Source organism: Emergencia timonensis, from assembly GCF_900086585.1.
GTDB lineage: Bacteria > Bacillota > Clostridia > Peptostreptococcales > Anaerovoracaceae > Senimuribacter > Senimuribacter timonensis.
The window spans coordinates 902,650-924,086 of sequence record NZ_FLKM01000008.1 but is presented as its reverse complement, the minus strand read 5'-3'; the positions used below and the strand labels follow the sequence as shown (position 1 = coordinate 924,086).

21 protein-coding genes are annotated in these 21,437 nt (G+C 44.7%); 3 read left to right on the top strand and 18 right to left on the bottom strand.

Annotated features, from left to right (window positions below):
• Positions 1 to 27 precede the first annotated feature (27 nt).
• The 7 genes from BN6539_RS05650 to BN6539_RS23095 form a co-directional block, all read right to left on the bottom strand.
• Positions 28 to 1,119 (bottom strand): putative NPN-dependent ornithine cyclodeaminase, encoded by a 1,092-nt coding sequence (locus tag BN6539_RS05650; RefSeq protein WP_067534957.1) that lies wholly within the window; start codon positions 1,117 to 1,119, stop codon positions 28 to 30.
• An 18-nt stretch (positions 1,120 to 1,137) separates the two neighbouring features.
• Positions 1,138 to 2,409, bottom strand: a complete 1,272-nt coding sequence (serS, locus tag BN6539_RS05645; RefSeq protein ID WP_067534954.1) for a serine--tRNA ligase — start codon at positions 2,407 to 2,409, stop codon at positions 1,138 to 1,140.
• A 16-nt stretch (positions 2,410 to 2,425) separates the two neighbouring features.
• On the bottom strand, positions 2,426 to 4,345 hold the full coding sequence (locus BN6539_RS05640; RefSeq protein WP_067534952.1) for a type I glutamate--ammonia ligase: 1,920 nt from the start codon (positions 4,343 to 4,345) through the stop codon (positions 2,426 to 2,428).
• Between the two features lie 83 nt (positions 4,346 to 4,428).
• Positions 4,429 to 7,278 (bottom strand): UPF0182 family membrane protein, encoded by a 2,850-nt coding sequence (locus tag BN6539_RS05635; protein ID WP_067534949.1) that lies wholly within the window; start codon positions 7,276 to 7,278, stop codon positions 4,429 to 4,431.
• Positions 7,279 to 7,290: 12 nt separating this feature from the next.
• Positions 7,291 to 8,892, bottom strand: a complete 1,602-nt coding sequence (locus tag BN6539_RS05630) for a zinc ribbon domain-containing protein (RefSeq protein ID WP_067534946.1) — start codon at positions 8,890 to 8,892, stop codon at positions 7,291 to 7,293.
• A 20-nt stretch (positions 8,893 to 8,912) separates the two neighbouring features.
• Positions 8,913 to 9,494, bottom strand: coding sequence for a hypothetical protein (locus tag BN6539_RS05625; protein ID WP_067534943.1), 582 nt, complete (start codon positions 9,492 to 9,494; stop codon positions 8,913 to 8,915).
• Positions 9,495 to 9,674: 180 nt separating this feature from the next.
• Complete coding sequence (locus BN6539_RS23095; RefSeq protein WP_264473524.1) at positions 9,675 to 9,803, bottom strand: hypothetical protein; 129 nt, start codon at positions 9,801 to 9,803, stop codon at positions 9,675 to 9,677.
• A gap of 163 nt (positions 9,804 to 9,966) precedes the next feature.
• On the opposite strand from BN6539_RS23095, the gene BN6539_RS05620 reads away from it, so the two are divergent.
• Positions 9,967 to 10,914 (top strand): AEC family transporter, encoded by a 948-nt coding sequence (locus BN6539_RS05620; protein WP_067534941.1) that lies wholly within the window; start codon positions 9,967 to 9,969, stop codon positions 10,912 to 10,914.
• Here the strand turns inward: BN6539_RS05620 and BN6539_RS05615 are convergent.
• From BN6539_RS05615 to BN6539_RS05585, 7 genes are all read right to left on the bottom strand, one after another.
• On the bottom strand, positions 10,902 to 11,564 hold the full coding sequence (locus tag BN6539_RS05615; protein ID WP_242869377.1) for a hypothetical protein: 663 nt from the start codon (positions 11,562 to 11,564) through the stop codon (positions 10,902 to 10,904). The two genes, BN6539_RS05620 and BN6539_RS05615, sit on opposite strands and share 13 nt — an antisense overlap.
• A 63-nt stretch (positions 11,565 to 11,627) precedes the next feature.
• Positions 11,628 to 12,080: a helix-turn-helix transcriptional regulator gene (locus tag BN6539_RS05610; RefSeq protein ID WP_067534935.1), complete on the bottom strand. Its 453-nt coding sequence runs from the start codon at positions 12,078 to 12,080 to the stop codon at positions 11,628 to 11,630.
• A 77-nt stretch (positions 12,081 to 12,157) separates the two neighbouring features.
• Complete coding sequence (locus tag BN6539_RS05605) at positions 12,158 to 12,670, bottom strand: NUDIX hydrolase (protein ID WP_067534933.1); 513 nt, start codon at positions 12,668 to 12,670, stop codon at positions 12,158 to 12,160.
• Positions 12,671 to 12,799: 129 nt separating this feature from the next.
• Entirely contained in the window at positions 12,800 to 13,564 is a 765-nt protein-coding gene (locus BN6539_RS05600) for an ABC transporter permease (protein WP_067534929.1), read from the bottom strand.
• The gene (locus BN6539_RS05595) at positions 13,561 to 14,472 is read right to left on the bottom strand and encodes an ABC transporter ATP-binding protein (RefSeq protein ID WP_067534927.1); all 912 of its coding nucleotides are present in this window, start codon (positions 14,470 to 14,472) and stop codon (positions 13,561 to 13,563) included. Before BN6539_RS05595 ends, BN6539_RS05600 begins: the two co-directional genes overlap by 4 nt.
• Positions 14,469 to 14,672, bottom strand: a complete 204-nt coding sequence (locus BN6539_RS05590) for a PLDc N-terminal domain-containing protein (RefSeq protein ID WP_067534923.1) — start codon at positions 14,670 to 14,672, stop codon at positions 14,469 to 14,471. The genes BN6539_RS05595 and BN6539_RS05590 overlap by 4 nt, the downstream gene beginning before the upstream one ends.
• A complete protein-coding gene (locus BN6539_RS05585) occupies positions 14,669 to 15,790 on the bottom strand; it encodes a helix-turn-helix domain-containing protein (RefSeq protein WP_067534919.1) in 1,122 nt (373 codons plus the stop codon). Before BN6539_RS05585 ends, BN6539_RS05590 begins: the two co-directional genes overlap by 4 nt.
• A gap of 212 nt (positions 15,791 to 16,002) precedes the next feature.
• On the opposite strand from BN6539_RS05585, the gene BN6539_RS05580 reads away from it, so the two are divergent.
• Entirely contained in the window at positions 16,003 to 16,929 is a 927-nt protein-coding gene (locus BN6539_RS05580; RefSeq protein WP_067534915.1) for a cation diffusion facilitator family transporter, read from the top strand.
• An 18-nt stretch (positions 16,930 to 16,947) separates the two neighbouring features.
• Positions 16,948 to 17,379 (top strand): MarR family winged helix-turn-helix transcriptional regulator, encoded by a 432-nt coding sequence (locus BN6539_RS05575; protein WP_067534912.1) that lies wholly within the window; start codon positions 16,948 to 16,950, stop codon positions 17,377 to 17,379.
• Here the strand turns inward: BN6539_RS05575 and BN6539_RS05570 are convergent.
• The 4 genes from BN6539_RS05570 to BN6539_RS05555 all read right to left on the bottom strand — a co-directional run bounded on the left by BN6539_RS05570 (position 17,354) and on the right by BN6539_RS05555 (position 21,177).
• The gene (locus tag BN6539_RS05570; protein WP_067534910.1) at positions 17,354 to 18,784 is read right to left on the bottom strand and encodes an MFS transporter; all 1,431 of its coding nucleotides are present in this window, start codon (positions 18,782 to 18,784) and stop codon (positions 17,354 to 17,356) included. The genes BN6539_RS05575 and BN6539_RS05570 overlap by 26 nt on opposite strands.
• A gap of 143 nt (positions 18,785 to 18,927) precedes the next feature.
• Positions 18,928 to 19,176: a hypothetical protein gene (locus BN6539_RS05565; RefSeq protein WP_067534908.1), complete on the bottom strand. Its 249-nt coding sequence runs from the start codon at positions 19,174 to 19,176 to the stop codon at positions 18,928 to 18,930.
• Positions 19,177 to 19,327: 151 nt separating this feature from the next.
• Positions 19,328 to 19,921 carry a recombinase family protein gene (locus tag BN6539_RS05560; RefSeq protein WP_067534906.1) on the bottom strand — a complete coding sequence of 198 codons (594 nt, stop codon included), beginning with the start codon at positions 19,919 to 19,921 and terminating at the stop codon, positions 19,328 to 19,330.
• 341 nt (positions 19,922 to 20,262) lie between these two features.
• Positions 20,263 to 21,177, bottom strand: coding sequence for a helix-turn-helix domain-containing protein (locus BN6539_RS05555; RefSeq protein WP_067534902.1), 915 nt, complete (start codon positions 21,175 to 21,177; stop codon positions 20,263 to 20,265).
• Positions 21,178 to 21,437: the final 260 nt, after the last annotated feature.

Here is a 21,437-nt window from a genome sequence, read left to right as displayed (position 1 = left end):
TCTATCCCTTTCAGCAAAGGACCTGGATTACAATCCAAGTCCTTTGCAAACGTTCATCATAAAGTCCTGTACATTAGTCACAATGCCCTTTGCCGACAGGCTTCCGCGGTCACCCAGCTTGTTGGCGGCGAATTCCGAGGTGTCAACCATATAAAAGTATACCGGTCTGATCGTGCCATCAGAAAGCACTCTGTAAGTCGGCGTCATATTCCCCGTGGCAATGGTGTGTAGTACCGTGGCCATGCCGATGACGGTCGTAGCTTTTCTCACGTGAGAACGAATGGTGTCCTGTCCATCGTAAGTGTGCTCATATACCTCCGGCAATGGTCCGTCGTCACGGATGGATCCGTTGAGAACAAAAGGCACATTATTCTCTACGCAAGCGCGAATGATGCCGTCTTTGATGTTCTCTCCTTCGATAAATGCCGGAATTGAACCATAGGTGTTGATTCTGTTGATGGCATCCAGATGATTGTAGTGCCCGTTAGGATAGGACTCCTGGGTACGGATATCCATACCCAAGGCTGTACCCAGATAACCGCCCTCAAGATCATGGGTAGCGAGAGCGTTTCCAGCCAGCAGCGCGCTTACATAACCGTTCTCTACCAAGCTGGCAAAGCACTCTCTGGCCTGTGCGTCAAAAGAGCAGGCCGGGCCCAGGACCCAGAGGATATAACCGTCGTGTTCTCTCTCGTGTTTGAGCAGCTGTATCAGTTGCTTATAATCGTAACTAAATCCGGTTTCCCGGCTCCGGCTCTGGCGGAAGGCAAAAGCGCCAGCCTGACCGCGCGCCTCCTTTTCGAAACAGTCTGCGTGAACGTAAATGCCGTCTTCGCAATTTTCAGTACGTCCCAGAACGACCCTGTCGCCCTTCTTTACATTGCGAAACTCCCGGACAAAGATCTTTCCTGCTTCATAGACGGGAACACAGTCCATGCGGCTGTCTTCTGCCAGCAGCCATCTGCCTCCGATCTTAAAATATTCCGGATAGATGGAGGTGGCGTGAAAGCCTGCTGGCGCCGCCTTATCCACCGGCGCGGCCGCCAGAACCACGTCTGGCGCCTTTACAAACTTTTCCTGTGTAAAATCCGGTTCGATATATTTTGGTATCTTAAACATGTTTCTTCGACTCCAAGATTACTTTGTAATCTTGTCAACTCCCATATATTTTCTTAAGGCTTCTGGTATCACCACACTGCCGTCAGCCTGCTGGTAATTTTCTAAAATAGCCGCAACAGTTCGACCCACCGCCAGACCAGATCCGTTTAAGGTGTGTACAAACTCAGGTTTTTCTTTGCCTCTTCTGAATCTGATGTTAGCTCTTCTGGCCTGGAAATCTTCAAAGTTACTGCAGGAAGAAATCTCCACGTATCTGCCATAGCTTGGCATCCAAACTTCGATATCGTAGGTCATCGCCGAAGAAAAACCCAAGTCTCCGGAGCTGAGTCTGACCACTCTATACGGGATGTTCAAAATCTTCAGCACTTCCTCAGCATCAGCAGTGAGTTTTTCCAGCTCATCGTAGGAGGTCTCCGGTTCTACAAACTTGACCAGTTCCACCTTGTTGAACTGGTGCTGCCTAATCAGCCCTCTCGTATCCCTGCCGGCAGATCCCGCCTCTGCTCTGAAGCAAGGGGTGTAAGCGGTGTAGTACACCGGCAGTTCTGCTTCTTCCATGATTTCATTTCCGCGCAGGTTGGTCACTGGTACTTCTGCTGTCGGAATCAGGAAAAAATCCTTCTGCGGTACGTAGAACATATCTTCCTCAAACTTTGGAAGCTGACCGGTTCCAGTCATAGCCGCTCTGTTGACCATAAACGGAGGCAGGATTTCTGTATAATCCTGGTCGATGGTGTGCAGATCCAGCATGAAAGAGATTACAGCTCTCTCTAATCTCGCACCCAGACCTTTATATACGGTAAATCTGGTGCCCGAAATCTTTGCAGCTCTTTCGAAGTCCAGGATATCGAGATTCTCTCCGATATCCCAGTGCGCCTTCGGTTCAAAATCAAATTTCGTAGGCTCTTCAAATTTTCTCATCTCCACATTGGAAGCGTCGTCTTCACCGTACTGCACGTCTTTGTAAGGCGTATTCGGCACGTTAAGAAGGGCGATCTTTAAATTCTCTTCTATCTCGGAAAGTCTGCCGTCCATCTCTTTGATCTTGCCTGACAGTTCTTTCATTTCAGCCATGATTGCAGTAGTATCCTGGCCTTCTTTTTTCATCTTCGGAATTTCTCTCGATACAGTATTCTGTCTGTTCTTCATGGCTTCTACATCTGCCAGTAGCGCCCTTCTCTCTTCGTCATATTTTTTTACATTATCTATGCCGAAATCGCCTTTTCCTCTGAATGCAACGCGTTCCTTCACGCCTTCAAAGTCTTCTCTGATTCGTTTAATGTCTAACATTTTTTAACTCCTCTGTTTATAATAAATTCTTCTTGTATGTAATATATAACGCTGCCAGTTCATTGACTTTCTTCTGAATTTCCAACTGCAGATCCGATGCCTCGTCATAGCGGCTGTGGTCCAAAGCGTCCTTAGCTCTAGTCAGCAGGCACTTTTCTGTAATCGTATCCTTAGCAATCTGATGTCTGATTTTGTCAATCTCCAGCCAGTTTTTAATGTCATAGTCTGAGAAATCGTCATCACTGTGTACCTTCTTGCAGCCTCTGATAAAATCCATCGTCTGCGGAATGATACGGTCGTGCAGCTCTGTCCGCCACTGAGACAGTGTCTGTTCTCTGTAGGATTCCAAGACAATTTCGGGCATCACATCGCCTTCCTTGAAGATATTCAGTTTCTCAGGGTATCTGTCAAAGGCGGTCAGATTCTGCCATACGGTACTCGGCGCCTGCCCGAAGAGCTTATTTCTTTCTTCCTCAGTGAAATCCTCGAAGACGTCGTCTTCACTTCTGTATTCCCTGTCTCTTTCCAAATAGAAATCCTCGTCGCCGTATTTCTTTGACAGTGATTTCTCCAGTTCTGACGGGCCTTTGCCCGCTGCCAGTACTGCTTTGATTCCATCAAGAATAGCCAGATATGAAGCAGCGATGACCAAATAGGTGTTGCTCTTCGGGTTCGGCGCCCGCAGCTCAAATCTAGTGGACATGGGATTCTTGGAGTCTCTGATCAGGCCGACTAATACGGTTCTGTTTCTTGAAGGCTCATCGACGGCTCTTCCCAGAGAAGTGACGATACAGACTGGCGCTTCGTAACCCGGCTTGAGCCTGTTAAAGGCATCGTTGGTGGAACTTACAAATGGGTTGATCACCTCATAATTCTTGAGGACACCCATGAGGGCGCCATACCCAAGAGGGTTCATGAAATCTTTGTTAAAGTCGTCAGGTGCAAACAGACTGACAGTCTTGCCGTTTTTCAGCTTTGCCGCCAGGCCCAGATGGGTATGCTCGCCGCTTCCGGCAACACCTTCAAATGGCTTTGCCATAAAAGTCACATCCAGTCCGTGTTTGGTGAAGATATCTCTTACCACATACTTAACCTGGTTTTCATTGTCCGCCGCCTGAATGGCATCCGCATATTTCCAGTCAATTTCCAGCTGCTCCATAACGTGATCGTAGTGGCCGCTGTTGCCCATCCTGGCTTTGACGCCGCCGACCTCTTTATGTCCCATCTCCACCTGGAAACCGTATTTATCGAGAAACATCAGTGTTTCCTCCAAGGCAGTTCTCACTTCGCCGTAGGTTCTCTTCCAGTACTGCTCCTTCAAGACCTGTGCAGTAAAGAGCTGTTCTCTGTCGCCCTTGTCATCCGGCGTCTTGACCCAGAATTCCAGTTCAGTAGCGCTGGTAATTGCCAATTCCTCAATGTCATCAACACTGTCAACACCTTTGATATACTGGAACACATAAGGATGTGCTTTCAGTTCTCTCATCAGTTCCTCTTTAAAATGGCGGAGGGCATCTCTGAGAATGACCCTTGATCCAACCTCAAAGTCCTCGTTATGGACGAGGAAGGATGGAATTCTCAGCGTTCCAATTGGAAGTCCAGTCTTATATCCCCTGTTCCGGAAGTTATAGTCTACATACCAATGCACACCCAGGTCAGGGATGATATCAACTTTCGCATTGTTCAACTCTGCTATCAATGGCAGGGCAACGCTGGAGCCGTCTGTCTGAACACCGTTTGTCAGCACTTTGTCTATATCTTCTAAGAATAACTTTACCGGAATCTTTTCGTCGGTATCGTGGCCGCCGATGTCGATTCCAACCAGGGAAACGAATTGGACTTCTGGATGATCCTCTAAAATTTCTGTAATCTCCTTTGCAGAGTGTTTCTCTGCGGGTATTCTGAACAGCATCTTGTCTAAATCATAGTCCAGCATATTCGTCCTCCTTTTCATTTCATTATATATTGGTTTTGGGACATTCAATCTGAATGTCCCAATTCATTAAAACATATTCACTTCTAGCTCAATTTATTAAGGGCATTCTCCAATTCTTCCATATACTGCCCATATTTTGCCCAATCGCCGCTCTTCAATGCATTCTGTGCATTATCATAAGCCTGTGAAGCTTTCTTAATCCAGTCAGATTTGCTGGTCGTACCGCTGGTTTTATCATCGCCGCCAGTGCTGGCAGAGCTGCCGCCGTTGGCGTCTTCTCCAAATAAAGATTCTAGCGCTTCACCTAAAGTCGGTTCGTAAGCAATCTTATCGTCATATGCTACGATAACTCTCTTGACTTCTGGAATTGCCGAATTGGAAGCTTCCAGATAAACCGGTTCTACGTAGAGCAGAGAGGATTCAATCGGGATTACGAAGAGGTTCCCCCTCTTATATGAAGATCCTCTGGAACTCCAAAGGGTGAAGTCTCCTGAAATCTCCGTATTCTGGTTGATCTGCGCCTCAATCTGCATCGGGCCGTAGACGGTCTTGCTCTTTGGGAATCGATATACGACTAGTTCACCGTAATGATTTCCATCGTTTCGCGCTACCATTAACGCCGTCATGTTCTGCTTCGATTTTGGCGTGTAAGGGATGGAGTTAATAAACTCAGCGTTGTCTTCGCCTGGAAGCTTAACGATATAGTAGTTCGGATCCATTCTCTTTTCGTCTTTGCCGTAAATCTCGTTAGCGATATCCCAAACGTCCTCGTTCTGGTAGAATACCTTGACGTCTTCCATGTGGTAACGGCTGTAAACGCCAGCCTGAATTTCAAATAAGGTATTCGGATATCTGATATGGGCTTTCAGACTATCCGGCATTTTATCCACGGACTTAAACAGCTGCGGATAAATCTTCTGATAGGTCTTTGCCATCGGATCGTTTTCGTCTACAACGTAAAAGTTCACGTCGCCATTGTAGGCGTCAACTACAACTTTTACAGAATTTCGGATATAGTTGGTACCGCCCACCTTGCCGTCATACGGCTCAGAGTACGGATAATAAGAGCTAGTGGTATATGCGTCCAGCATCCAGTAAAGCTTGCCGTCAGCCACTACCGAGTAAGGATCACTTTCGTAGCTCAAGTAAGGCATGATCTTATTGACTCTCTCCATGACGTTTCTGTTGATGATGATCTTGGAATCACTCTTGATATTAGACGAAACCAAAATTTTAAGGCTTCGTTCTCTGATAGCGAACATCACTCTGTTGAGGAGGTTCATCTCAATACCAGCCTTGCCTTGGTACTGAGTGTACTTGTTGGAGTCTCCGGATGGGTAGTCAAATTCGTCTTCACTGGTGTTTACCAGGATATAGTCCTTCGACAACTCGCCGAAGTAAATCTCTGGCCGTTCAATCTGAATCTCGTTCACCTTTGATTCAGGCGGAATGTTTTTAATCATGACATCCGGCTGGCCGCTGGCCGTTACGGCGTCAACACGGGATAAGGTTACACCATACCCATGGGTATACTTCAGGTGTCGGTTGAGCCAGGTATCATTGATTTTTTCTTCATCAATTTCTCTCATGGACATGTAGGTCTGGGTATATTTTCCGTTGACCATATAACGGTCTACATCGACGTCGTTAAATTTGTAGTACTGTCTGATACTCTGCGTCTGGTTGTAGAAGGTGTTGACCGGCTCATAATCGTTAATTCTAATATTTCTGACAGTCTCTGTATTGGCATTGATGTCTTCGCTGGTCAGTTTGTTATCTGCTGCAAAGGACTTGACAGATACGTCGTCAAGCTCATATGCATACTGGGTATATTCGATATTTCTCTCGAGATATTTGTCTTCCTTATTAATTTCATCCGGAGAAACGACAAAGTTCTGTACCAAATAGCTTGCTCCGATGCCTACCACACCTACGACGATCATAATGACAGGAACGGTAAATATTTTCTTAAATTGTTTTTTTCTAATATGATGCACTACGGTAACTGCGCCAAACAGGGCTAACACAACTAAGGCTCTGTAAACCCATAATGTGACGTTTACGTCAGTAAAACCAGCTCCATAAACAGCGCCTGTATGTGCATGAAGCAGATCGAACTGCTTTAAGAAAAAGTTCAGTGCAATCATGATGAAAAAGACGACACCCAAAAAGGATAGCTGTCCTGATGCGATGTGCATCAGCTGTTTGAAGTTGCTGTCATCGACATGCCGCTTCGGTTTCGGTTCACGCTGCATTTTCTTGCCAAAGGCTTCAAAGGCCTTGCCAAAAGGATTGTCGCCGCCCATGCCTTCAAATGGATTGCTGCTTCCGGCATATCTTTCGTCGTCATTAATCGGCTCTGCCTCTTCTTCAAATATGTTTGGCGTATGAACCGTCATCAAAATGGCATAGTATATCACCGTCACCACTATGATCAGCAGCACTGCGCCGATCAGCATCTCGTTTAACTGTTTTAGGAAATCCAGTTTAAAGATATAAAACGAGATATCCAAATGGAACAGCGGATCTTTGACATTAAAATCTGTACTGTTTGCGTACTGCAGAATCTCAAACCAAAGGTTTGAAATTGCATAAAAAGCGGAGACCAGGCCAAATCCCAATGAAATGAGATTGGTCTGCAGGTTCAGCTTTTTCATATCTGTCGCTTCATTTGAAGCAATCTTCGCAAAATAATTCTTTTTCAATCTTTTTAGATAGACATTGACTATGACTGTCAAAACGATGAAGATTGGCACGCCTACCTTCAGTTCAGTAAACAACTGCTTGAAGAATACGCTTACATATCCCATCTCCTTAAACCACAGCCAGTCGGTAATGAAGTTTATCAATAATAGAAACAATGCCACTATTATGATGATAAACATAACAATTACACTTAATTTTCGCTGCCCGTTTGAGCTCTTTTTTTCCAATGAATCGTCCTCCTAAATTCTTTTAATCTCAATGATTTTCATCGTCTCTTTTTCTGGTTCCAAATACACGATGTGATGTTCTACTGTATCTTTTTTCTGATCACTTGACACCTTTGTGATATCCGTCAGCACATAAAAGCCGGATCCATTTGCCCGAATCTCTCCAATGGCCAGTTTGTCGATGCCGTATTGAACGTCTGTCTTTGGCTCTATGGATTCTATCTCTGTATAAAACTCTGAAGTCTCATCTATGAAGTTAAAAACCTTTTTATTCTTGCCGTTCGCAATGTCTACCCAGGAAGAGTAATACTGTATGATTGTTCCAATAATCTCGTTGCCGTAGGTGACAGAAGTGCCGTCTTTAGCAGTATACCACGGCGAATCGGCAAAGGTATAGGAATTTCCGAAGTCTTCATATCCGTAATCCTTGTTGTCTGAAAATAGCAGCTCCGGGTCCTCTGTGATTTCAGCCACGTTCTTGTTCTTCCCTTCGTTGGCCTTAATCAAGGCTTCAGTAGCAGAAATATCATGGTTTCCGCCAATTTTGTCTCTCTCCTTCTCTTTCTCATCATCACCGCCAAATAAATCCAGCACGTATTGAAATCCCCGGTTCACCATTTTTCCTGCCGCAGAGTCAGGTGCAAAATGCTGAATGCCGATTGCCGCCAGTTCTAAAACGACTAAAATGCATAGAATAATTGCGATTACCTTCAGCGCTTTCCTCTTTTTCTTTGGTTTCTCATCAGGATCCCTGTCATCAGGGCCAAAAACGTCGTCAAAAGTAAGCTTGCGCCCTGGGTCTGGCTGCGCTTTCGATTCTTCTTCGCTGGGGGGACAGGAAGCTTCAACATCTGCAGGCGGCGCTTCTTCTGTCACTCTCTTTTTATCTAAACCTGCCAAAGATGCTGCTTCTGCAGTAATTACACAATCTGGCGTCTGTGCCCAAGTGACGCCGATCAAATTTGATGGCGGCTGGTGAACCTCCTCTTTCTGCGATACGGGAAGCTCTCCATCTGTCTTTTCCAAAATTCGGTCTAAGACTGCTTCTTTAGAAACGCTGTCTCTTCTGGCAAAGGCCAGCTTTTCGTCAGCCAGCGGTTCTTCTCCATTTTTGATTCTTTCATATTCCTCATCTAATAGAGCCTGAAAAGCCTCATTTTTCTTGTTAAATGTATAAAATTTATCAATTCTTCCAGATTTCTCTGTATTTCCAAAGACCTTCGTCTTCTCATCATGCCCTTGTTTTTGTAAGTCTCCAAAGATTTCGTCTTCCAAAGACTTTTCCTCTGGCACTTTTTCATCAGGGGCAATTGACTCTGCTGGTTTGCCGGACAATGCCTGTCCATAAGCTCTGCGCTGTTTTTCCTCCAGCACTGAGGCCCAATTAAAGTCTATCTCTTCTGTCTTCTTTGTCTGGCTGGTCGGATAACCGTCCAGATCCCAATTAAATTCTTCAATGTGAATTCTCTTCTTCGGTTTATCGTCTGCAGGGTCCTTACATCCCTCTGAAACTGGCTTAGGTTGGGCAAAGGCCGTTTCCTCTACCTTCGTTCCGCAACCGCTGCAAAACTTATCTCCCTCTTCTAGTAGTTTTCCACAATTTTTACAATACATAACTGCCTCCTACCCAAATTCTATTCTTTAATCTGCTCGTTCAATTCTTCTATGGTATAGGTTTTGCCATTTTTTGAAACAGCACAGTCACGACTGAAATATTTCTTTGGAAAGTATGCGTCTTCTTCGCAACTTAAATCCTCTGCTGAGGTTTCCTCATCAGGTGCCTGTCCTGGTTCCTCTCGAGTTTCCTCCGCATCATCAGGCTCATCTGCCGGCATCTGCGGACAAACTTCATCAGTAACTTTTTCCGTCTTTTCACATGGCTTTTCTGCATCCCTGTTGCCATCGTCACTTTGTGGCGTATCCTTTACAATATGCTCTTTCTGTACTTCTGAACTGGATTGATATGGGGCCTGTCCTGGTACCCGGTTGTCTATGTATATGACATCTGCTTTTTGCTCATTTAGATTATTTACTGCTGTGTTGATTTCTGTAACCGTTTCGTTGATCTGTGATAGGATGTCCTTTTTTTCTCTGCCGTGAGCCACGGCTTTTACTGCCGCATAAATTGCTCCCGCCAGGACAATGATAATCAGGACAATTTGTATGGGATTCTGATATTCAGTTATGAATCTGCCAAATTGGCCTATCGCATTCATTCTTCGCATTTCCTCCTTAAATGGACTGGAGTCACATTTCATAATATTATACAATAAATCTGCTCCGATGGCAAACCGAAATGCCACTTTTTCGGGCTTTTTCTAAACAAAAAGAGCGGAATGAAACCGCTCTTACCGATAAGACTGGTATCAGCCCGACTCTTTTTGCTTCTGCCGTAATTAATACTCGCTCTTGTTGTTATTGTTGTTTTTCTGCTGGTTGTTCTGGTTGTTATTGTTCTGGTTGTTCTGATTGTTATTGTTCTGCTGATTGTTCTTCTGGTTGTTCTTCTGATTATTTTTAGCCATTTTTTCATCCCTCCTCACACTAATTATTGTGTTCAAGGAGCAGTAAAGTATTAATGGAAAATTTTTAATTTTAGTTTTAGTTACTCTCTGGTTATCAATTTACAATTCCCTTTGATAGGAGTAAAATGTATCATAATTACCCTATGATTGAAAGGATATGGCCATGTTAGAAAACTTGATCTTCTGTCTCAACGCTACCATCCCGGTCTTTTTGCTGATGATTTTGGGAATGATATTTATGAAATTCAAACTCTTTGACGAAAATTTCGTAAAAAAAATGAACGCTTTCGTCTTCAAAATTGCTTTACCCGTCCTGGTCTTTAAAGATCTGTATCAAGAGGACTTTTATCAGGTATGGGATACGAAATACGTGCTTTACTGTTTTCTGACCACTGCCGGAAGTATCGTTATTGTAACCGCCGTCTCCTATATCCTGAAAGACAAGTCCGTGCAGGGTGAATTCATTCAAGTAGCCTATCGCAGCAGTGCAGCAATTTTAGGTATCACCTTGGTAGAGAATATCTACGGCAACGCCGGTATGACGCCTTTGATGATTATCGGTTCCGTTCCGCTTTACAACATCCTGGCGGTTATTGTTCTAGCTTTTTTCAAGCCGGAACGGGAACCCCTGGACAAGAAGCTCTTTCTCAAAACAGGAAAGGGCATCATCACAAACCCCATTATTTTGGGAATTCTAGCAGGACTGATCTGGTCGCTGATACAGATTCCGGTTCCGTCGATTATCGATAAAACCGTAGAAAATGTAGCCAGAATCGCTACGCCGTTGGGATTGATGGCCATGGGCGCCTCCTTTGATATCAAAAAAGCGTTATCCAGCATTAAAACTGCCGGTCTCAGCACATTTATCAAGCTGGCCGGACTGGTCTGCCTCTTTGTGCCTGTAGCCGTTGCCTTAGGATTCCGGGAGGATAAGCTCGTAGCCGCTTTGATTATGTGCGGTTCGCCGTCCACCGTCAGTTGTTACGTTATGGCCAAAAACATGGGGCATGACGGCACCCTAACCAGCAGCACCGTCATGCTGACCACCTTTTTCAGCGCTTTTACGCTGACACTGTGGCTGTTCATATTAAAATCTTTTCATTTCTTATAATATTCTGCGCCAAATTCCCTCCAGGCGATTTGCCTGGCAGAATCCCAAGGGCGCGCTTCCACAATGATGAGGCCGCCTTTCTCTGGATACCCAGTGTTCCACAAATTTTTAAAATCCATCCACTGGTATTCACCGTAGGTGACAGTTTTAACCATAAACGTATCCTCAAAGTCCTCGTAACCTACCAATAAAAACCAGTGCCAGACGAAATCCTTGAGAAGCGGATCCTTGTGTTTGAGTAACAAGTAGGGTACCGGCATCCCCCTGTCAATCTGTCCTTTGATAACAGCTGCCGCCTCTTTCAGCGGTGCAGCGCCGTCAAAGCCCGACAACGCCACGCTATTTTCTTCCCGATCCTTCAAATATTGTCCAAAACCGTCTATATATAGTTCCAACCGATTGACGCCTTCTCTGCGCGGCTTTAAATAAGGTTTCATAATTTTTGAAAACCCAATATATTGTTTCTTATCTAATGTCCCTGCCTCATATGGACAAAGGTGTTTTTTATTCTGGTACAGAGCTAGGTAAACGCACAAATCGCAGGCCGTCGCTGCGGCGCACCCGCCCAACCTCATCATAGGGTCGCGGAACCAGTCCTGATTGCCCCCAAAGCACTTACCAATTCTAAAATAGCTTAATTCTTTTTTCATGATTCTCATTCCCTTGTAAGATATTTCTCAAAGTATTGATACCCCCAAATGTTCCTAAATGAATCAGAGACCGATAAATTTGTGATATTTTGAGCGAAAGTACCAGCCGATGCCAATCATCGCCAGAGCAGCGATCCCGACGATTAATTTTCGTGTACCGTCTGGCGCATACAAAGTGGATACCAGAATGCCCGTTCCTGCTCCGCAGAAAAGATCACTGATGCACTTTTCCTTTCGTACATTTTTTATTTGGTCGAATGATAGTATGATATTTTCTTCTGCCTTCTGACGAAAATTCTCATTGCTGAGCCGTTCTCCACTGAGCAGTTCATTGATATTAATCTGGAAGACGTCACATAATTCTTTCATCAGCACGATATCAGGCATATAGTTCCCATTTTCCCATCGCGATATGGTTTTGTTTGTGACGCCGATGGCCGAACCCAATTCTTCTTGCGTCATTGCCGCCTCTTTCCTCAGCTGTGCGATAAAACGTCCAATTCGTTTCTGATCCATAATACTGCCTCCTTCCCTCGTTAAAATGATCTTAACATAGGAATCTTTCTTTGTATTCCCCACAGACAGCGAATATCTTATAAATACACCGGTCTGCTGGCAGTATCGAAGATTAACCGAATATAACTTTTCGGATAGGGAACAAACTCGTCCCTGTCAATCATATCCATGATTTCGTCACTCTTGACCCACTTCACAGCCAGAACCTCGTTTTCCTGTAAAGATAGCTCGCTCAAATCGTAGTCGCCATTGAAGATATAGATGTCATCAAAGCCTTCTTTAAAGTTGATGGTAAAGGCCGCCCTTTTTTCTTCGAAGCAGAGGTCGATGCCTAATTCCTCCTGCAGTTCCCTTTGCGCAGCCTGTTTACTGCTTTCACCTTTCATTGCGCAGCCGCCAACAGAAATATCCCATTTTCCTGCCCAGCCTTTCTTTGTCAGCTGACGCCGCTGTATCAGCATTTGCCCTTGTGAATTGATTATGGCAATATGCACGATCAGATGATAATCGCCTGGCTTCATCTGCCTTCCTCTGACCATGGTTCTGCCAGTCCTGATTCTTTCTTCATTATAAACATCCCAAAGTTCCATCGCTCTTCCTCCATGAAGTTAGTATATCACAATTTTATCAGCATGTCTGCGTCCGCCCTTACATTAAAAGAATCCCCAGCTCTGCGCAAGAGGATCTGGAGATTCTAATGATCTGTTTTCAATAATGTGTCAAAGTGTCTTTCTATTGAATACTGCGCAAGCAGCGATTACAAAAGCGATTGCCAATCCTGCCGAGACAGCGATCGGGAAGAGAAGTTCTTCAAACTTCAAGCTGCCTTCGATCAATTCCATATTTCTTGACACAAGGGCCAGCGGATTGTATTTGATAGCATCTGGTATGATGTTCAATAAGAACTGCACTCCGACAAAGCCCCCTGTAATCAACAGGTTTCCATAGGCATTCTTACACAACACGCTGCCGAAAAGGCCTACGGCAAGAAGGAGGATTCCGTAAATCCAGACCAGTACTGCCGCGGAAAAGAGATCGTGCAGAATCTCTCCTTTCCAAAAGTAAGCGGTATACGCCCAGGATATGCCTGTGCAAATAACGTAAGCCGCAGTCCACATGACCAGTGCCACCGTAAGCTTAGAAAGAATCACGGACCTGCGGGCAAGACCTTTTGTCAGCATATTAATCAGCGTTCCTTTGGAATACTCCTGGCTCATCATACCGCTGAACAGAATGACCAAAACGACCAAACCCAGCTGCGGCACATTCTTGTAAAACTGCATCCAGGAATCAAATGCAGTAGGTTCGCCCAAATTGACGATCATTCCTTCAGGCATGAAGTTTTCTACAAGCTGCGGTGTAATCTTCGCAGTGAGAGGGTTCATCATCCCCAAAAGCAGAAATACCGCCAATATGATCAACAACTTATGTGAACGATAAAACTCCATGAATTCTTTCTTCACAAATGCTCCATAGCCCGTCATTTTATCACCTCCATAAACAAGTTCTCCAAAGTTGGCTCTGTAATTTCCAGCCTGACAGGCATCAAATTCTGCGCGGATAAAATCGCAAGTACTTCCGCTTCCGTCTGCTTCAAATTCGCTGTCTTGATATTTAGAATACAGCCGTCGGCTTCTGCTTTTAAAGAACTGCCGAGCTTTGACTGCAGCTGTAAAATCTCTGCCGGATCAGTAAATTCGATCTGCAGCGTATCCGCCCTATGTTTTGCTTTGATCTCCGAAAGGGGGCCTGACAGGGCAATCTTCCCTTTATGAAGGACTGCTACTGTGTCACAGATTCGTTCCACATCAGATAGTACATGCGTGGAGAAAACCACCGTAGTCCTGCCCTTTACCTGTCTCATGATGTCAAGGATTTCTTTTCTTCCCGCCGGGTCCAGCGCGCTGGTCGGTTCATCGCAGATCAGCAGTCTGGGTTCTGCCAACAATGCCTGGGCCAGACCTAACCTCTGCTTCATGCCTCTTGAAAATCCACCAATTTTTTTCTTGACACTCTCCGTCAAACCGACCATCTCCAAAAGTTCCTGGCTTTTCACTTTCGTTTCGCCTTGACTCATCCCGCAGATTTCTCCGCACAGTTTCAAATATTCGCCAGGGCGCATATAACTATAGAACGCCGGGACATCCGGCAGGTAACCGATCATCTTGTTCGTTGCGGTCTGTCCGTAATGTACTCTTTTTCCAAAGATTTCTATTTCTCCACCGTCAGCCTGTAATAATCCTAAAATAGCTTTCATCGTCGTCGTCTTGCCTGCGCCGTTCTGTCCGATGAAACCAAAGACCTCTCCTTCTCGTACTGTCATGGTAAGGTTATCTAAGACCACATGGGAGCCAAAACTTTTCTGTAAGTTTCGTATCTCTAATGCGTTCATTCCTCATCGCTCCTTCCAAATACAAAGTATACGATAGGGCCGATGATCTGAATCAATACAACTACGATAATCCAAATCGGTTTATTGCCAAATTTGTAGTGATCGTGTCTGACGACGTGAATCAGCGCTGTAATCATCAGTGCAAGTTCAATAATAATCACTGGTATTAAGAATGGTAAGTATTCTGTCTGTAAGTTCATTTTTCTTCCCCCCTATATCTCTCTAATCGCTTTAATAAATATTGAAATTCCGGTAATTCTGCCAGCTGTGAGAAGGCTGGATTTTCCCTCAGCGCACAGAACATGCTTTCGCGAATCAGACTCTCATCTCTGGGCGCCTCACTTCCAATCTCCAATTTGTTCAAGGTAGCGTCGATGTGGTCAAAGAAATCATCACCGCGAATTCTCATGGGCATCTGCAAATTGCAGCAGATATCGGTATACTTCCTCAGATACTCCATGGCCTTTTCCGGCTGGCCTAAGGTGATATAAGTTTCACCTGCAGCCAGGCAAAGAATCAATACCGCATTAAAATTCAATCTCTCTATATTGAACAGCTCAATCATAGAAAACATCCGCTCAATGATCTGTTCTGCTTTCTGCGGCTGATTCATACTAGTGCTAAGCAGCATGGGAATTTCATTAATTATGGTCATCAGATGACTGTAGATATCTCCCTGCAGTACTTCTTCCGCTCTCTCCTTTTTTCCCATCGCCAAATAAGCATTTGCCAAAATACCGCTGTGAGAGCTTGTAAGATAACGCTCATCGGTTTCCAGCAGATCCACCACCTCTGCAGGTCTGTTCAGCATCAAAAGACAGATTCCGTGCAGCTGGTTAGCTTGTGTTGCCATGCTCATATCGTCATTCTCCCGTTTAATGCGCAGGCAGAGTTCGATGCTCTTCTCTAAAAGCTCCTCCTGACGCACCTTCCCTTCTGCCAGCATATAATGATTGACAAGCAGAACACACATCTGCAATAGGAACGGAAAGCAGGAGTAATATTTTTTTAGCAGTGCCTCATACTCTCTGTAGACCTCTTCAAAAGGTTTTTCACTGAAGTCCTTCGACAACTTGTGGTACAGTTTTTTAATATCCGGTCCCGTCAGTTGGGGAGAGTAGTCCATCAGCTCATCGATGCTGATATTAAAAAAAGCTGCCAGCTGCGGTAAAAGTGTAATATCCGGATAACTCTGTCCAGTTTCCCACTTTGATACAGAAGCTTTCGATACACCGATATACTCTGCCAAATCTTCTTGGGTAATCCCCTTCTCCTTTCGCTTATCAATAATTGTCTGTGCAATGTTTATTTCTTTCATATCCCCTACCTCCTAATGTTATTGTAGCCTTCCGGTTCGAAAATAACAATGGGGAGCAAGTTGACTTTAGTTAAAAAAGTCAACCAGCAGTTGACATTTTCAGTTTCTGTTTAGAAGCAGTAAACCCAAGGTTTACTTTCCCTTTCTTGTCAAATCCTTTGAAATAGCGTATTATAGAGCAATGGGATTACCAACAGAAAGGAGGAGAGACTATGCACGTAGGGAAAAAAACGCAGAAAAAGGAAAAATCCGCCATGACCGTTTCACTGTACGGAAATTTGTTTTTTGTCATAATCGAACTGATTATGGCTATCTATACCAGTTCCCAGGCAGTTTTGCTGGATGCGGTTTACGATGCCGTGGAATTTATTATGCTGCTCCCGTCCATCTTTCTGATTCCACTCTTATACAAACCATCTAACGAAAAACATCCCTTCGGTTATCTGCAAATAGAGTCCATGTTCGTCGTGGTCAAAGGCGTCACGATGACGGCCGTTACCTTAGGTTTGATTGCCAATAACATTGAAATCATGTTTCACGGCGGAAGATCGGTATCCTTTCATACTGTCGCCTATTTTGAACTGGCGGCCTCAATCTTGGGGGTAGCCGTTTTCATCTATTTAAAAAACAAAAATAAGGTAGTCAATTCACCATTAGTGGCGATGGAAATGCGCGGCTGGCAGATAGACAGTATTGTATCTATGGGGATGACCATCGCCTTCTTCCTGCCGATCATCGTCACAGCACAGTGGTTCGACGCCGTCATTCCTTATCTTGACCAGATTATCACCGTAGTACTCTCAATTTTCATGATACCGGCGCCAATCAAAGCCGTCGTTACCGGACTGCGGGACCTGTTCCTCATTCCGCCAGAAGAGGAAACCGTAGAGGATATAAAGGAAACCGTGGAGCCTATTTTGTACAATTACGGCTACGAAAAGTTGTATTATGACATAGTTAGGACTGGTCGAAAACTATGGATCAGCGTCTATATCACCTTTGATCGAGACGAAATCTCCATCTCCCGTTTTAAAATCATACAGAACGACTGCATTCACGCTCTGGCACAAAGGTATACGGACTTTTACTTTGAGCTTCTGCCAGACATCGAATTTACAACGACAGTGGAGATAAAATAAGAAAGGGCAGTGAAGGTCATGAACACAGAGTATCTCTTTGCAAGGAAAATACTAACATTAGGGAAAACAATTATCGCCAATAGAAACGACAATCTGCGCAATATTAATTTGACGGCAGAGCAGGCAGACGCTTTGATTTATTTCGTCGAAAATCCCGGCTCGTCCATACGGAACTTGAGCAATTATCTCAGCATTACACATCAGACGGCCAGCGGTATCGTGAAACGTCTATGCGAAAAAGAGGCGCTTTCCATGACCCCCTCAACAAAAGACGGACGCTGCAGTGTTGTTCATCTGACCGATCTGGGGAATGATTTAATCACGCAAGTAAAACAAAACGGCACCCATACTGGAGCAAAGATTCTCTCCGGTATGAGTGCCGATGAAAAAGAACAGTTTGAACATCTTTTAGATCTCGCACTGGCTAACATTGTGAAGCAGAAAGGGTAACCTTCTGCTTTTTCTTTTTATCGTGAATGAGCAAAATCAGGCAGATGGCAGCAACTGCTGTCAAAGCGCCGAAGAGAAAAATATCCCGCTGCGCTTTCAAATACCCGCTGACCTCAGACAATCCCGCGGAACGATAATGTACTTCTCTCATGGTCAGCATCACACTTCCAATCGCTATACCAAGGGTATTTCCAATATTTCTCATGGTAGCCAAGGTTCCTGATGCTGCTCCCGACATGCTGGTGTCCACTGACCCCAATATAGAGCTGTTGATGGCCGACACACTGAGCCCATTTCCCGCGCCCATAGAGGCCAGTACTGCAATCACGTAAAACAGATTTTGCCCCTGATGGAAAAAGGCGGTTCCTAAACAACTGAAAATAATGAGAGACAATCCTAATACGGCTGGCAGCTTCGTACCTTTTTTATCAGAAAGATCCCCGCCCACTGGCGAAAAAATCATCATCGTCACCGGCGCCGTCAGCATGACCAGCCCGGAATGATAAGCAGACATCATCATAACGTCTGCCAGAAAGAAAGGATACAGATATGTGGTCAGCTGCTGAGTCAGGTAGGACAGCATACAGGTACAGTTTGCCAAGGTAAATGTCCGATTGCGAAAGATTGTCAGCGGCAAAAGCGGATGCTCCGCATGTCTTTCGCGCAGGAGGAAGAGAATTAGTCCCGCTGCTGAAATGGCAAACAAAAAGACGATCCTCCATGACAGTCCCCAATCGTCGACAAAGTTAATGCCTACGGACAGCGCACCGATAAAAATCATAAAGAACAGACCGCCCAGTGCGTCCATCTTAGGCCGACCTTCTTTCTCCGTAGTATCATCTTCCATAGCCAGCAGCGTTCCGATCAGACCGAGGACACTGAAAATCGCACAGAAGTAGAAAATGGCGTGCCAGGTAAAAAAATTCAGCAGCACGCCGCCGATGGTCGGCCCCGCTGCAAAACCGACGGAGACAAAGACAGAATTGATACCCAGCGCCTTTCCTCGTTCATTTTCCGGAAAGGTTTTAAAAATTGTAGCCTGGGTGATGGAAATCAGAATACTGTAGCCGATGCCCTGCAGCGCCCGAAAGACAATTAAAGTCTGCAGGTTAAAAGACAGCATTGGCGCCAGCATGGAAACGACAGTAAAAAAACCAAAGCCAAAGATGTATTGTCTCCGATACCCACAGATATCCGCCAGCCTTCCAAACAACAGCAGCATACAGCTGGGCAGCAGAGAATAGACCAGCGCCAGCCAACTGACATCAGACTGGCTGACGCCAAATTCCTCTCGAATGAGTGGCAGCGCAAGATTCAAGCTGTTTATGGCAAAGGATACGCCAAGATTTGCCATACTCGTTACTATAAAAATACTCCATTTTGATTTCAAAAAAGAGTGGTTCATGTTAAGACCTCCTTTTGCGCCATAATATACAGCACGCTGTATATTATGTTAGCACGTTATGATTGGGAACGCAAGTTGATACATAAAAAAAACCTCACAATATCGAACTTATCATTCGTTATCGTGAGGACGCTGTCTTGTTGTCAAGCTTTTAAGTGATGCAACAAATATTCTGCCGCTTGGCCGCTGTCTTCAAAAGAAACCATTTGGGCCGTAATATACCGCACTGCATCCTGCCACTCTTTTAAATCATAATCAGAAGGCGCAATCTCTGCTATGACTTTATAGATCAGATAAGATCTTTTTTTGCTGTGCAGGTCAGAGAGATAGCCGCAGCCGGCTTTCTCTGCAATATATTCGAGCAGACCTGATTTGTGCATGGTTCCTTTCATCCGGTTCACCTCCTGAGGAAATTCTGAACGATAAAGCAGACTTTTTCATTCAGGTGGTTTATAATAAATTGCAGTAAGAATTATGTAAGTTTCTATCGATTTTTGTCTATATAATACAGGAACGAAATTTCCTACTTTTTCCTGCAAAACACTATCTCCCATGAACCCAGCGAAGGAAAGTATCCTGCGACACGCCCAACCGTCTGGCTGCCTCTCTCGATGAAACTTTCTTGTCCTCCCATTCTAATTTAATACTGTAGAAATCGCCAGGCACATTTTTTCTCGGCCTTCCAAAGCGAACGCCGCGCATCTTCGCCGCCGCAATGCCCTCCATCTGACGCTGCTTGATGTTCTCACGCTCTGTCTGGGCCACGTAAGATAAAATCTGCAAAACCAAATCAGCTACAAAAGTGCCAGTCAAATTTCTGCCAGTCTGTCTGGTATCCAATAACGGCATGTCCAGCACGACCACGTCGGCCATTTTCTCTTTCGTGATGATTCGCCACTGATTTAATATTTCTTCATAATTTCGCCCTAGCCGATCGATGGATTTTATCACCAGCATATCCCCCTTTCGCAGTTTTTTCACCAATCTCTTGTACTGTGGTCTATTAAAATCTTTTCCGCTGAGCTTATCCATAAAAATGTTTTCTGACGGTACCGGAAACTGCGCCAAAGCAATCTTTTGTCGATCTTCATTTTGATCTTTGGTCGATACTCTTATATAACCATATATCTTTTTCATTTTCTCTACCTCCTTCGTTCATTTATAGCTGAGCAAGGCTCCTGGCATCTGTTATTATTGCACCTAAATGCTATTTTAATGTTTAACTGCAAGGCAGAGAAATATAATTCCACTAAAAAACTGAATCCGATTAAAAATAATCTGATTCAGCTTTGGTCAGCAAAATGATTTGATGCTGCGTTATTTCCACATAAAGTTATCGACTTTTGTAACGCCGGCACAATTCCGCTTCTACTGGTCGATTCCAACATTTCGTTTTAAGACAATAAAGAGTTGGATTGCTTCTGCAATGAAACAATCCAACTCGTATTAGACTATGCTATGCAATTCCATAGAATCAGCTACAGCTTCTTTGCCGGCACCGCAATCTTTGCACCTGTCGCAGCTTCTGCACCGAAGTTAAAGCTCGGCGCCAGATCATACGCGAAGTCGTAGCCATAACGCTGAGACTCATATTTCTCAATGGCTCCATAAGTGCTTTCAATCGCCTGGCAGAAATCCTGTTCATCTTCATAAGGCTCGCTCTGAAAATAGAGCATTGTGCACGGTTCGAGTTCCGCTGTTTCGTAACCTTCCGGCAGACTGCACTGACAATCCATAGGCACTTCAATTCCTGCTGCAATTTTAGAAAAACCCGGTTTTACCAGAAAGTCCGGCAGTTCAATTAAGGCGGCCGTATCAAATCTTTCGCTGATGCTGTTCAGCAAACCTTCCCATTCGCAGCCCATTTCCTCACAATAAGATAAATATTCTTCTGCCTTTTTTGACGGCAGATAGAGTAACTTTCTCTTCGGTCTATCTTTGGGTGTAACCATACATAAGCTTACATTCTTGTCCATTTTCATTTCCTCCTTGTAGTTTACCAATGCGTGATAATGACTGACAGGATATTGGATAAACAGCGGTATCGCCCGCTCGCCCCTTCTGTATTCCCGCGGTGATGCCCGAAACAAGTGTTTGAACGCTCTGGAAAATCCTTCATGGGACTGAAAACTGCTGTCCAGGGCGATTTCTAAGACACTGTCCGTGGTAGCAGCAAGCTTTGCCGCACCCTTTGACAAGCGAACTGCAGTGACATACTCCTGGGGCGTCTTCCCCGTCAATTCCTTGAAGATTCGATCGGCATGACGTCTCGAATACGCGGCCGTTTCATATACCTCGCCAAAGTCAAAGTCCTCTGACTCTGCATGATTGTTGATATAGTCCTGCATCCGCTGCACCGCTGCTATTTTTTCCTTATCTTTTTCCTGCTGCATCAGTTTACCTCATCTGTAAAAAAAATTCTTGACCGAAATGGACAAGTTGCGATTCTATATTCTTATTTACCACATACTGAACTTTTTAATCGGGCAGCAAAATGTGGTACAATGAGTGTAAGGAGGCCAGGGGTATGTCAGCGGTACAAAGAAAATTAGTAAAGAGCATCAAAACGGGAACAGCATCTGCCTGATGAAAATCATCTCCACGGTCAGATCTGGTAAGCCCGTGATAATATTCCACTTAAAAACTGCCGGCA

Bases quoted from the DNA above. Each gene is read 5' to 3' on its own strand.
- BN6539_RS05650 (WP_067534957.1), bottom strand. From the start codon at position 1,119: ATGTTTAAGATACCAAAATATATCGAACCGGATTTTACACAGGAAAAG.
- serS (WP_067534954.1), bottom strand. From the start codon at position 2,409: ATGTTAGACATTAAACGAATCAGAGAAGACTTTGAAGGCGTGAAGGAA.
- BN6539_RS05640 (WP_067534952.1), bottom strand. From the start codon at position 4,345: ATGCTGGACTATGATTTAGACAAGATGCTGTTCAGAATACCCGCAGAG.
- BN6539_RS05630 (WP_067534946.1), bottom strand. From the start codon at position 8,892: ATGTATTGTAAAAATTGTGGAAAACTACTAGAAGAGGGAGATAAGTTT.
- BN6539_RS05625 (WP_067534943.1), bottom strand. From the start codon at position 9,494: ATGAATGCGATAGGCCAATTTGGCAGATTCATAACTGAATATCAGAAT.
- BN6539_RS23095 (WP_264473524.1), bottom strand. From the start codon at position 9,803: ATGGCTAAAAATAATCAGAAGAACAACCAGAAGAACAATCAGCAGAAC.
- BN6539_RS05620 (WP_067534941.1), top strand. From the start codon at position 9,967: ATGTTAGAAAACTTGATCTTCTGTCTCAACGCTACCATCCCGGTCTTT.
- BN6539_RS05615 (WP_242869377.1), bottom strand. From the start codon at position 11,564: ATGAAAAAAGAATTAAGCTATTTTAGAATTGGTAAGTGCTTTGGGGGC.
- BN6539_RS05610 (WP_067534935.1), bottom strand. From the start codon at position 12,080: ATGGATCAGAAACGAATTGGACGTTTTATCGCACAGCTGAGGAAAGAG.
- BN6539_RS05605 (WP_067534933.1), bottom strand. From the start codon at position 12,670: ATGGAACTTTGGGATGTTTATAATGAAGAAAGAATCAGGACTGGCAGA.
- BN6539_RS05600 (WP_067534929.1), bottom strand. From the start codon at position 13,564: ATGACGGGCTATGGAGCATTTGTGAAGAAAGAATTCATGGAGTTTTAT.
- BN6539_RS05595 (WP_067534927.1), bottom strand. From the start codon at position 14,472: ATGAACGCATTAGAGATACGAAACTTACAGAAAAGTTTTGGCTCCCAT.
- BN6539_RS05590 (WP_067534923.1), bottom strand. From the start codon at position 14,672: ATGAACTTACAGACAGAATACTTACCATTCTTAATACCAGTGATTATT.
- BN6539_RS05585 (WP_067534919.1), bottom strand. From the start codon at position 15,790: ATGAAAGAAATAAACATTGCACAGACAATTATTGATAAGCGAAAGGAG.
- BN6539_RS05580 (WP_067534915.1), top strand. From the start codon at position 16,003: ATGCACGTAGGGAAAAAAACGCAGAAAAAGGAAAAATCCGCCATGACC.
- BN6539_RS05575 (WP_067534912.1), top strand. From the start codon at position 16,948: ATGAACACAGAGTATCTCTTTGCAAGGAAAATACTAACATTAGGGAAA.
- BN6539_RS05570 (WP_067534910.1), bottom strand. From the start codon at position 18,784: ATGAACCACTCTTTTTTGAAATCAAAATGGAGTATTTTTATAGTAACG.
- BN6539_RS05565 (WP_067534908.1), bottom strand. From the start codon at position 19,176: ATGAAAGGAACCATGCACAAATCAGGTCTGCTCGAATATATTGCAGAG.
- BN6539_RS05560 (WP_067534906.1), bottom strand. From the start codon at position 19,921: ATGAAAAAGATATATGGTTATATAAGAGTATCGACCAAAGATCAAAAT.
- BN6539_RS05555 (WP_067534902.1), bottom strand. From the start codon at position 21,177: ATGCAGCAGGAAAAAGATAAGGAAAAAATAGCAGCGGTGCAGCGGATG.